The sequence below is a fragment of the Candidatus Viridilinea mediisalina genome (genome assembly GCF_002532535.1).
Classification (GTDB): domain Bacteria; phylum Chloroflexota; class Chloroflexia; order Chloroflexales; family Chloroflexaceae; genus Viridilinea; species Viridilinea mediisalina.
The window spans coordinates 34036-45178 of record NZ_NQWI01000033.1; the positions used below are offsets into that span (position 1 = coordinate 34036).

Annotated in this window: 9 protein-coding genes and 1 tRNA gene; 8 read left to right on the forward strand and 2 right to left on the reverse strand. The window is 61.7% G+C overall.

Features of this window, described 5'->3' with window-relative positions:
* The first annotated feature begins 8 nt into the window (after positions 1 to 8).
* From CJ255_RS09455 to CJ255_RS09490, 8 genes are all read left to right on the forward strand, one after another.
* Complete coding sequence (locus CJ255_RS09455; RefSeq protein ID WP_097643857.1) at positions 9 to 1400, forward strand: Wadjet anti-phage system protein JetA family protein; 1392 nt, start codon at positions 9 to 11, stop codon at positions 1398 to 1400.
* 14 nt (positions 1401 to 1414) lie between these two features.
* Complete coding sequence (locus CJ255_RS09460) at positions 1415 to 2116, forward strand: DUF4194 domain-containing protein (RefSeq protein WP_124681885.1); 702 nt, start codon at positions 1415 to 1417, stop codon at positions 2114 to 2116.
* Positions 2106 to 5378: an ATP-binding protein gene (locus CJ255_RS09465; protein ID WP_165774642.1), complete on the forward strand. Its 3273-nt coding sequence runs from the start codon at positions 2106 to 2108 to the stop codon at positions 5376 to 5378. The genes CJ255_RS09460 and CJ255_RS09465 overlap by 11 nt, the downstream gene beginning before the upstream one ends.
* A gap of 99 nt (positions 5379 to 5477) precedes the next feature.
* Entirely contained in the window at positions 5478 to 6734 is a 1257-nt protein-coding gene (locus CJ255_RS09470) for a Wadjet anti-phage system protein JetD domain-containing protein (protein WP_097643860.1), read from the forward strand.
* A 108-nt stretch (positions 6735 to 6842) separates the two neighbouring features.
* A tRNA-Leu gene (locus CJ255_RS09475) sits at positions 6843 to 6928 on the forward strand.
* Positions 6929 to 7402: 474 nt separating this feature from the next.
* Complete coding sequence (locus CJ255_RS09480; protein ID WP_097643868.1) at positions 7403 to 7672, forward strand: addiction module protein; 270 nt, start codon at positions 7403 to 7405, stop codon at positions 7670 to 7672.
* Positions 7673 to 7811: 139 nt separating this feature from the next.
* Entirely contained in the window at positions 7812 to 8051 is a 240-nt protein-coding gene (locus CJ255_RS09485; RefSeq protein WP_097643861.1) for a helix-turn-helix domain-containing protein, read from the forward strand.
* A gap of 1202 nt (positions 8052 to 9253) precedes the next feature.
* Positions 9254 to 9958, forward strand: coding sequence for a DNA alkylation repair protein (locus CJ255_RS09490; RefSeq protein ID WP_097643862.1), 705 nt, complete (start codon positions 9254 to 9256; stop codon positions 9956 to 9958).
* 50 nt (positions 9959 to 10008) lie between these two features.
* On the opposite strand, the gene CJ255_RS09495 is transcribed toward CJ255_RS09490, so the two are convergent.
* Together CJ255_RS09495 and CJ255_RS09500 are read right to left on the reverse strand one after the other, a co-directional pair.
* Positions 10009 to 10449 carry an HNH endonuclease gene (locus CJ255_RS09495; protein WP_097643863.1) on the reverse strand — a complete coding sequence of 147 codons (441 nt, stop codon included), beginning with the start codon at positions 10447 to 10449 and terminating at the stop codon, positions 10009 to 10011.
* Positions 10442 to 10840, reverse strand: a complete 399-nt coding sequence (locus tag CJ255_RS09500) for an STAS/SEC14 domain-containing protein (RefSeq protein ID WP_124681886.1) — start codon at positions 10838 to 10840, stop codon at positions 10442 to 10444. Before CJ255_RS09500 ends, CJ255_RS09495 begins: the two co-directional genes overlap by 8 nt.
* Positions 10841 to 11143 lie beyond the last annotated feature (303 nt).

Consider the following 11143-nt stretch of genomic DNA (forward strand, 5'->3'; position numbering starts at 1 on the left):
TTTTCGCTATGACCCTCTTCAGCATGCTGCCGCCGCAACTCTTTAGCCCCCTCGCTTCGCCCGGGGCGGCGCTCTATGCTGAGGTGCTGCTGACGATCTTTGGTGAGACGCGCCGCCACCAGCAGCCGCTTTCGCGTGAGTTGGCCTTGAGCCTGGTGCGCGAACTGCTGGTGGCGGCTGAGGATGGCCTGGCCGCCACCCATGATGCGGAGGATGAACCTGCCACACCCGATGATGATGATCCGCTGAGTCGCCGTGCCGCTGCGGTGGTGCGCTATCTGACGCGCTGCGGCTGGCTGCGGATTGAGACACAGAGCGATTTTACCCAGACCTTTACCCTGCCCGATTATGCCTTTCGTCTGCTCAATGTGCTGCATGAGATCGCTACCGATGAGCCGCTGCCGATCCAGGGGTTAATCTTTTCGATCTATAGTCTCTTGCAAACCTCGGTGCGCGAAGGCAATGCCCATATTTCGCTGCCAGAAGCCTACCGCCAGACCACCAGCCTGATGAGTGGCCTCAAGGAGTTGCAGCACAATATTGGTGTCCATATTGAACAGGTGTTACGGCAACTTCAGGCGCGTGATGTGCTGGCGCAGATCTTTCTGCACTATCGCGGCGAGATCATGGATAAGGCGTACCACCAGTTGCGTACCACCGACCATGTCTCCCGTTTTCGCCCCGGCGTGATTGAGGCGCTGGCGCTGCTCTCGAATGAGCAACAGGTCGTGCAGATCGCGCAGAGTCTGCGGGCGAGCGGCTTTGCGCCGACGGTTGAGGCGGCGGCGAGTCGGCTCTTGGAGCAGATCCGCGAGATCCGTAGCCAGTTTGAGTTGCTTGATCGGCTGCTGCAAGCGATTGATCTGCGCCATAGCCAGTTTGTTGACTCGGCGGTACGCACGATTGAACTGCAACTCACCGCCAGCAGCACCACCAGTGGTCAACTCCACGCCCTCTTGGGCCATCTGCTTACGGCGGACGATGGCGCGTTGGAAGCGGCAGTCACTGAGCATGTGGAACTCTTTAGCCTCGCGCTGCTCGAGGCCGAATCGCTGGCTGCGCCGACCCGCGCTGCGGTGCCCTTTGTAGCCGAAACGCGCACGCTGCCCCAACTCTCCGCCGAAGATGTTGCGGCGGCTCAAGCGCAGACGCTGCAACAGTTGCGCCGCAGCGTCAGCCGCGAACGCATTCGCCACTACGCCGCCCAATTGCTCGGCGAAGCCGACATGGTACACGTCGGCACCCAACCCCTCGACCACCCCGATAACCTTGCAATGCTCATCTATCTGCGGCAGTACGGCGATGGCTCGCTGGGCTACCGCAGCGAAGACACGCCCGAGGGCACCTGGATCGAGCGCGATGGGATTGGTTTCCGCGATTTTGTGATTAGACGTTTGTGAGTGATGAGTGACAAGTGACGAGTGACAAGCAAAGCCACTCGCCACTTGTCACTCGCCACTCGTCACTACCCATGAGTCTGCACCAATTTGCCCTTGACTACAGCCAACTGCCCTCCTCTGAGCAGAGCCAGTTTGCCCAGGCGACACGCCGCTTGTTGGCCGATGGGATCATCTGGCGCGAGGAGGAGCAGGATCGTCCGATCTACAGCTTCCTCGTGCGTCGCCGCGAGCTGGTGGCTGACTATCTGGCTGTCGCGGGTTGGGAGTTGCGCCACGAGGAGCGGATCGGCGCGTTCCATGTGGTGCATCGGGAGGGGGCCCATCGGCGACGTTTCAACCGTGAGCAGACTATCTGGCTTTTGTTGTTGCGCCTGCTCTATGCTGAGAAGCGTGAGCGGCTAGAGGTGAGCCTGACGCGCTATCCGGTGGTGGAGGTGGCTGAGGTGGCGCGGCGCTATGCCGAGTTCTTTCCGGGCCAACAGGTACGCAAGCGTTCGAGCCTGACCGATGCGCTCCGCAGTTTTCAGACGCTCAAGCTGGTGCGGGCCGCTGGTGGCGGCACCATTCGCGCCGGGCAGTCGGAGCAGTTGATTGAACTGCTGCCCACCCTAGAGATGATTGTACCCGCCCAGAGCATCAACGCCCTTGGCGAACGCCTCGGCCAGTATGATCGCACACGCAGCGAAAACGAAGGGGACGCCTCGGATGAAGCCTAACGGCGTGTTGAGCCTCACGCGCATCTTTTTGCACAACTGGCACCGCTTCAACCACCACATGCTTGAAGTGCAGGACGGGCTCTACCTCGCGGGCCACAACGGGTCGGGCAAATCGTCGGTACTCGATGCAATGCAATTGGTGCTGATTGCCGATCAGAGCCGCGTGCGCTACAACAGTTCGGCCCAGGATCGCTCGGCGCGCACGCTCGACAGCTATGTGCGCGGCAAGATTGGCGAGACGCGCTTCCTGCGCCCGGGCAATACGGTTGCCTACATCGCCCTCGAGTTTAGCGCAGCGACGCAACAGGTCACCTTGGGCATCTGCATCGAGGCGGGCGAAGGGCAGAGTACCCAGCGCACCTTCTTCATCATTCCCGCCGCGCTCGATCCGGCACTCTTTCTAGTTGAAGGCCGCCCACTGACACGGCGCGAACTGCGTCAGGCGTTGAAGGGTCAGCGCGGCGCACGCACCTACGATCAGGTGGGTGAATATCAGGCCGATCTACTCAACCGTCTTGGGGGCTTAAACGAACGCTTCTTCGATCTTTTTTTGCGGGCACTCACCTTCCAGCCCATCCGCGACATCAACACCTTTGTGGAACAGTGGCTGCTCGATGCGCGGCCCCTCGATGTAGATGCACTACAGAAGGTCGTAGAACGGCTGAGCCAACTGCAACTGACGGCGCGCGAAGTGGAGACAAAGAGCAACGAGTTGCAGACGATTGTGAGCCAGCAACAGGAGGTACGCAACCGCCAGGCGCTGCATGCCGAATACATGGTGCTGGCGGCGCTCTTGCGGCGCGAAGCGGCCCAACAGCGCAAAGCGGCCTTGCAGCAGGAGCGGGGCGGACTGGGGCAGCGCCTAAGCCAAGCGGAGCGCGAGTGTGCCGAGGCGACCGCCGCCTTCCAGGGGGCCAACGCAGCCCTGATCGAAGCTCAGGTACGCCTGCGTCAATCGGATGTGGTGCGCCGCCGCGACGAGTTGCAGGCCACAATTGCCCAACGCAGCCGCGAGGCGGAGCAGATCCGGGCGATCTACGCGACACTGCTGCGTGATCTGCGCCAGGAGGCGCAGCAACTCGCCCCGCTGCGCGACGATGCCGATCTGCCCGAAGTGGCCCCGCTGCTCGCAACGATAGCCGACCTCAGCGCCGAACGCCCGCCCGAGGCGGCGTTGGGCGACCAACTTGCGGCAGTGCAGACTGCCCTCGACGCGGCGCTACCCGCTTTGCGCGAGCGATCTTTCCAACTCAAGCAACGCCTACGTGAATTAGAAGAGCGTGAGCAGGTCTTGGAACAGGAATTGGCGCGCCTGCGCTCGGATCGCCGTCTAACCTATCGGCCCGCGCTGGAACGGCTGCGCGACATGCTCACCCCGATTGTGGGCGAGCGTCCTCCGCTGCTCTGCGAGCTCCTAGATATTCCTGACGAACGCTGGCAGAACGCGGTGGAAGCCATGCTCGGAGCGCGGCGCTTCAACATCATTGTGCCGCCGCGACACTTCGCCGCCGCACTCGAGCAACTGGATCGTGCGCGCGCCAATGAGGGGCTCTACGACATTGGTTTGATCGATCTCGGAAAAGTACACAGCGAAGCGCGTGGGGCGCAACCCAACTCACTAGCGCAACAGATTCGCGCCAAAGCGCCCCTCGTGCAAGCCTACATTGACACCGTGCTAGGCGACGTGATCACCTGCGCCAAACCCAATGAACTACGCCGCCACCGGCGCGCCGTCACCGCCGAAGTGCTGGTCTACAGCGAATGGACCGCCCGCGCCATCCCGCCGGAACGCTACCAGCCCTGGTTTATCGGCGAGCGCGCCAAACGCTCCCAGATCGAGGTGCGCCAGCGCGAACTGGACAGCGTGCGCGGCGACAGGGTGGCGCTACTGCCGCAGCTTCAAGCAATAGAAACGCGCATGCAGCAGCTTGATCGCGGTCACCGCCTCCCACTGCTGCGCCAGCGCCTCGAAGGGCAACTGGACGAACGCCCCTTGCGCCAAGAGATTGCCGAGCTTCAAGCCGAACTAGCCAGCCTCGACACCAGCGGCGTGGAAGCACTCGAACGCGAAGTTGCCCGGCTGCAAGAGGTAGCCGAAGCGCAGCGCCAAGCGGAACAGCGGGCAATTAGCGAACGGGCCACACTCAACGAACAGATTCCGCGCCTTGATGAGCAGATCAGCCAGACCGAGCTTGAGCTGCACGAACGCAGCGCGGAGGTTGAGACGCTTATGGCGCAACACCCGGCGGCGGTGGAGGGGGCCAACAACCGCTTGAGTGAGCGGCTCGTGCGTGGCGACCTCGCCACCGAGATTCGCAACGCCGAGAGTACCGCCACCAGCTACGCCACCCGCGCCAGCAACGAGTTGAACGACCTGATCCGCATGGCCAGCAGCTTCAACACGCGCTTCCAATTTGCCGCACTGCCCACCGACGTCAACGAAGCGCGTTACAGCAACGAACTTGAGCGGCTCCAAGCCACCGAACTGCCCCACTACACCGAACGCATCGCCCAAGCGCAGCACGAAGCAGAGGAGGAACTGCGCGAACATGTGCTGCACCGCCTGCGCGAACAGATTTTCCAAGTGCGCCAAAAGTTAGCCTGGATCAACGACGCACTCGAAGGGCTCACCTTTCACGGCGACTGCTACCGTTTTCGCTCCAAAGCATCAGAAGAAGTAGAAGCATACTACCAACTGATCGAAGACTCGCAACTGCTAGGCAGCGGTTCACTCTTCACCAGCGACTTCTACCAGCGCCACAAAGCCACCTTCGACGAATTCTACGAACGGCTAACGCGCATACCGCAATCGGATGCAGAGCGGCGCGAACAGGAGCGGCTGATTGACTACCGGCGCTACCTCAGCTACGACATCGAAATCACCCACGCCAACGGCCAGATCTCGCGCCTGAGCCGCATCATGGGCCAGACCTCAGGCGGCGAGACCCAGACGCCCTTCTACCTAACGATTGCGGCATCCTTTGTACAACTCTACCGCATCAGCGAGCGCAACGACCGCCCAACGATCCGTTTGGTCGCCTTTGACGAAGCCTTCTCCAAAATGGACCAAGACCGCATCGGCGCGACGCTCGACCTCTTCCAGCAATTTGGCCTCCAGATCGTCACCGCGACCCCACTGGAGCGTTGCGAATACCTGGTACCCAAGATCTGCACAAGCATGGTGTTGTCGGCAGTGGGCGACGGGGTCTGGGTGGAGCCCTACCGCAACTACGCGGCACGGTTGCAGGAGGTTGAAGGTTGATAGAGTTTTTGGTAGAGATGCAGAGGATTGAACCACAGAGGCACAGAGAGCACAGAGAAATTTGTAATAAAGCAAGCACCTACTTTTACGGCAATACACATGATGTCTGTCCACCTCGCCCCAGCAACCCAAACCATCCTCCACACCCTGCTCGACCGCGTAGAGCAGCGGGGGCGTCAGCGGGTGGTACGCGTGCGCTTGAGCAAGGCCCAGCACAGTGCCTACTTCTCACCTGAAGAGAGTGAGCCGCGCATAGAGACCAATCGGGCACTCCAGGCTTTGGCGGCGGCGGGTGTATTGCGTTTGCACTGGCGCAAATGGGAAGAGGGCAACTGGCTCGATGCGGTTGATCTCGTACTTGAACGGGCCGATGAACTCTACACCTTGCTGGCCCGTCAGCCACGCAGCGCCCAGACCAACGAACTCTTAGCGTTACTGAACGCTGAGCAGCCCCATGCTGGTTGGCATGGAACCTTTCTGGCGTGGGCGCAGCATCAACTCGAAACCGGGCGTTCACCGGCCCCACTGCTACTGGGCGACAGCGCCCACAACCGAGACCTACTACGCCTCGTGGCTGCCTTAGCCCAACAGCGCGAGCCGGTGCTAGAGCGCACCTTGAGCAGCCGTCTCTTCGGCGACAGCAAACGGCTTGAGAGTCTACGCGGGGCATGCTTAAGCATCTTGCGACGCCACGATCCAGAGGCAGCGGCCTTCACAGGCGACGACGGCGCACTCTTGCGTGCCCACGGCATCGAGCGGGTACCCGAATACGTACCATTAGCCGGGCCATTACGCCTCGCGCAGCCGGGGACTGACGAGCACCAACCCGCTTGCGAACTAGAACTACGCCACTTCCACCCCGCCGTGGCGCTCTCGGCAGCGACCCTGCGGAGCAGCGGGGTTGCAGCGTGCGCAGCTCACGCCATCGTAACCGTCGAAAACATGACCAGCTTCAACGAACTGCTGGCCGTGCGTCCGCCGGAGCTGCTCGTACTCTACACCGGCGGCTTTGCCAGCCCAGCGGTAATCGGCCTACTCCGAGCAATCCGCGCCCAACACCCAACGCTACCCTACTGGCACTGGGGCGACCTTGACGTAGGGGGCTTACGCATCCTACGGCACCTCCGCAGCCAATTGGGCGCAGTCGGCTGTTTAGCCATGGATGCAGCCACACTGCGGGCGCACCAACCGCAGAGCAAGCCACTGAACACCAGCGAACGCGAAGCCCTCATCATGCTCAGAGCCGACGCGCTCCTCAGCGATTGCGACGAACTGATTGGCGCAATGCTGGAACTTGGTTGCAAATTGGAGCAAGAGGCGGTGGGGGGAGCTATGGCACACCAAGAGATACTATAAAGAGTCGTAAAAGGGAGGGGTTCGGGGAGGGCTTCGCCCTCCCCGAAAACCCTCCCACGATGCGCAGTCACCAAAAAACGCAAAGGCGGTTATAATAGAGCCAGGTGAGCCGGAGTGGCGGAATGGCAGACGCTACGGTCTTAAAAACCGTTGGGGGCAACCCCGTGCGGGTTCGAATCCCGCCTTCGGCACCAAGGCATTGTAATGGGCAACAAGCCCCTTCCTGCGGGAAGGGGTTTTGTGTTGGATGAACCGCTCCATACGTAAGCCCAACAATGTTGATCCGCATGGACAGCATCCCGAACAATAACGTGAGGCAATGCGTATTTGTACTATCGCTGCCGCCTGGGTAATACCAATTACTATTGAGCCTATCGCATTGTCACCCTGAGCGCAGCGAAGGGGCTCTCGTCGTCACGCAAAGAGATGCTGCGCTGCGCTCCTAAGAAACAAACGCGGTGCGGTGGCTGAGCCCTGAGCTTGTCGAAGGGTCGAAGCCCCGCGCCGCCCCCCCCGCTGGCTTCGACAAGCTCAGCCACCGGGGGGGGCGCGGCGCACTCACGCTGTTTCCCGCGGCATCACTGGCCCGCGGGCCACTTGGTACTCAGCATGACGATAATGCGGACAATTCAATCGTAAATGGTATAACCTGTAGTTCGGTTGTTGCCATGCTACAATACAAGCGCTGTTTCGTTCTGCTTGTGCGCCAATGGGAGAAATCAAAGGTTGTGAACCTCACGCAGCTTAGTCTCGCTGAGCGAATCCAGCTTGTCGAGGATCTCTGGGATACGATCGCGGTGACCCCCGATGCGGTACTGATGACCGACGTCCAGAAGGCAGAGCTTGACCGTCGGCTGGCTCGTTATCAGGCGCGCCCTGACGATAGCCGCTCCTGGGCAGAGGTCAAGGCCACACTGCTGCACCGAGCTCAGCCATGACGGTTCTGATTCGCCCCGAGGCCGAAGCCGATATCGCCGAGGCCTACGCCTATTATGAAGGTGCGTCGGAGGGCTTGGGAGCGGAGTTTTTACGTAAGGTTTATCTACTATAGGTTCACAACCGCAAAAAGGAACGTCTATGCAAGCGGCATTACGGTTGATCACTGAGGTTCAGCCGGGGGGAAAGATCGAGGTGATTGACGCCCAACTTCCCGACGGCGTTCCGGTCGAAGTGATTGTCTTATTGCCTTCGACGCCTGCTGTGCCGCGCCGCTCGATCCTGGCGGTACTTGCTGATGCCCCAGGACATCTTGCGTTTCAAACGGCGGAAGAGGTTGATGCCTACCTGAAGCGTGAACGTGACGCATGGGAACGCTGAGGCTCCCGGCATCAGGTCAGGTCTATGTTGATGCGAATTTATGGCCAACACTTCCCCATCTCCACAATCGCCTGCGCCAGCGCCGCCGGAACCTCCGGCTGCCGGTGGCGTTCGGCAGCGCCATGATCCACGGTGTTAGGGCTGTAAGAGGCTGTCTGAAAAGTCTATGGTTTGGCGTTGGAGTGCCGGCTTTAGCCGGCTAAAGCCGGCACTCCAGCGTGTGCCCCCCGGCTTTTCAGACAGCTTCTAAGATCACCGAGCAGCGCTGGGCGACCGCGCCGAGCGAGGACGCGCAGCGCAGGGAAGAAGGCGTCGTCAAGTGCCGGGACAGCAGCGAGGCGGGGGGCGAGCGCGGCTAGCGCCTCGGCGCGGGTCCATCCATACCGTTCACGGTGGATGGCCTGGACAGCGGCGAGGGCCTGGCAGTAGACCTCGGGTTGCTGCTCCGGCGGGAGGTGAGGGGCTAGCGCGGTCAGGGAAAAGGCGCGGGCATCCTCACTCTCGATGGCGCGGGCGGCGGCGAGGACATCGGGCAGCAGGGCGGGCGGCAGATGGGAGGCCAGCGCAACTAGGACCTTGGCGCGGTCTCGGTCAGACTCGATGGCTTGAGCGGCGGCGAGGACATCGGGTAGCAGGGCGGGCGGCAGGTGCTTTCAGGTATAGAGTTTTTGAGAAGCTTTGGATGCGGTGTCAAGAGTTTTCTCATGCAACGCGAACCAACGACATGCTAGGTGTGCGCCGTGCAGCCACCATGCGTATCCCCAAAAACCCAACGGCGCACACCTGGCAGGTCTAAGAGGCTGTCTGAAAAGTCTATGAACTGGCGTTGGAGTGCCGGCTTTAGCCGGCTAAAGCCGGCACTCCAGCGTGTGCCACATCGTGTGGAACGACACTGAAGCCCTTTTCAGACAGCTTCTAAGGTGCCAACGGCCCATGAGACCTCGCAGGTGCGGCGCGGTGGGATCGTTGACGTCCTCATGGTGGCTGCACGCGCCCCACCTGCCAGGTCATGTGCGCTGCTCCTGATCCATTGGAGCGCGTCAAAAACTCCTTACACACCAAGCGGTGCTGCCTTGTCTCAATGGATCGCGTGAGAACGCGGCGGAGCAAAAAAGTCTCTACCTGAAAGCGGCTTAGTAGCTTGCACACCGTGAGATTCGGAGCTATACTGGCAGCGATCTGCCTGCCCACGTTCAGGAGCAATGATGGCCCCTGCTTCGCCTGATGCTGCACTGATCATCGCCCGCCTGGAATCACTGGCGAGCCCCGATGACGCCGCTGGCATGGCCCGCTTTGGCATCCGTGGTTCCCGCGTCCTCGGCGTGCCGGTGAAGACCCTGCGCGCCATCGCCCGCGAGACTGGGCGCAACCACGCCATGGCCGAGACGCTCTGGGCCTCCGGCATCCACGAGGCGCGCATCCTGGCCAGCATTGTGGCGGAGCCGAAGTGGGTCGATCTCGCGCAGATGGAGCAGTGGGTGGCCGACCTTGACTCGTGGGATCTCTGCGACCAGTGCTGCACCAACCTGTGGGTGCGCACGCCCTTCGCCCGCAACCAGGCACTGGTTTGGAGTGAGCGAGAAGCGGAGTTCGTCAAGCGGGCAGGCTTTGTGCTGACGGTGCAGGTGGCTGGTAAGGACAAAGATGCCCCCGCCGAACTGCTCCAGAGCTACCTCGCCCGCGCCGAGCAGGAAGCGCACGATGAGCGCAACTTCGTGAAGAAGGCGGTGAACTGGGCCATCCGCGAGATCGGCCAGCGCAGCGCCGAGCTGAACGCGGCAGCCATCGCTGTCGCCCAGCGCCTCCAGGCGTCCGATGCGCGCACGGCCCGCTGGGTTGGGAGCGACGCTCTACGCGAACTGACCAGCGCGAAGGTTGCCCAGCGCGTGGCTCGGCGCGACCGCTAGCCTCAGCGGGGTGGGTTAGCCACCATACCTGATCGCGTCGCGCTCGGTTGCTATAACTCTGGGACGGTCGGGGGATGTTCACCGACGCCAAGCAGCAGACGGCGTAGATTCACGATGCCATCGCGGTTGAGCAGCAGGGCGGCGACCGTCGCACGACCAGTCGGGGTGATGCCGACCATGACCAGCAAATCTGCGCTCCATGCGAAGTGGTCGCACCAGCGGTCGTGGCGCGGGTGGTACAGCGGGACGATCAACTCGCTCACCGGGTCAGTTGCCTCGGTGTGATTGTACTTGTGGTTGTTGCAGCCCTGGCATGCCAACGCGAGGTTCGCGAGCGTAGTCTGGCCACCCTTCGCACGAGGGAGCACATGCTCGACCGAAAGGCGTTGGGTCGCGTAGCGCGCGGGGCTCAGGCAGTATTCGCAGCGATGACGGGCGCGTTCGACCACCAGCGTCCGTAGCTCTGCACTGACGCGGGGCGTTTCAGCCATATGTTGGAGTCCTGATGCCAAGCGAGTCCATGAGGGTGCCAACCGTCGTCTGCCGCAGCCGGGCAAGCTCCTGGAGCGCCTCCAGTCGCTCGACGTCGCGCTGCTCGATCATGTCGGTCAGCTCGATGAGCTCCTGTAGCTCCGCTGACGTAATCATCTCCGCCTGACGCTTCGCCACGAGCGCAGCGAAACGAGCCTGCTGGGCCGGATCAAGGTGGGCTGCATTGATGGTGATCAGGAGCGCCGTTTCATCAACGCCCATCTGTCCGCCCGTGCGGCGGGTACGGAGCGCGACCACCTGCGCGACAAAGGTGTCGAGTTCATTGGCCGGGAGCCGCTCGACCGCTCGTAGCAGTTGCTCTGTTGAAATCTCAATCGGGATCGTGCTCATTGGCCTGCCCTCACCTCGCACCATGTTATTCCACATCAGGATCATTATAGCATCCCAGGTGCCACACCTCATAAGAAGCTGTCTGAAAAGTCGGTCGCTACGCGGTGGAGTGCCGGCTTTAGCCGGCTAAAGCCGGCACTCCACCGCGTGCCACGGAGCATAGTATGACACTACCCCCCTTTTCAGACAGCCTCATCGGCACTCCCACGACCGTCCGTAGATTTCCGAAAGCCGGCTAAAGCCGGCACTCCCACGACCGCCCGTAGATTTCCGAAAGCCGGCTAAAGCCGGCACTCCCACGAC

What these genes read in the sequence shown, in the direction of transcription:
- CJ255_RS09490 (WP_097643862.1), top strand. Translation starts at nt 9,254, where the DNA reads ATGATGGCCCCTGCTTCGCCTGATGCTGCACTGATCATCGCCCGCCTG.
- CJ255_RS09480 (WP_097643868.1), top strand. Translation starts at nt 7,403, where the DNA reads ATGCTACAATACAAGCGCTGTTTCGTTCTGCTTGTGCGCCAATGGGAG.
- CJ255_RS09455 (WP_097643857.1), top strand. Translation starts at nt 9, where the DNA reads ATGACCCTCTTCAGCATGCTGCCGCCGCAACTCTTTAGCCCCCTCGCT.
- CJ255_RS09495 (WP_097643863.1), bottom strand. Translation starts at nt 10,449, where the DNA reads ATGGCTGAAACGCCCCGCGTCAGTGCAGAGCTACGGACGCTGGTGGTC.
- CJ255_RS09465 (WP_165774642.1), top strand. Translation starts at nt 2,106, where the DNA reads ATGAAGCCTAACGGCGTGTTGAGCCTCACGCGCATCTTTTTGCACAAC.
- CJ255_RS09470 (WP_097643860.1), top strand. Translation starts at nt 5,478, where the DNA reads ATGATGTCTGTCCACCTCGCCCCAGCAACCCAAACCATCCTCCACACC.
- CJ255_RS09500 (WP_124681886.1), bottom strand. Translation starts at nt 10,840, where the DNA reads ATGAGCACGATCCCGATTGAGATTTCAACAGAGCAACTGCTACGAGCG.
- CJ255_RS09485 (WP_097643861.1), top strand. Translation starts at nt 7,812, where the DNA reads ATGCAAGCGGCATTACGGTTGATCACTGAGGTTCAGCCGGGGGGAAAG.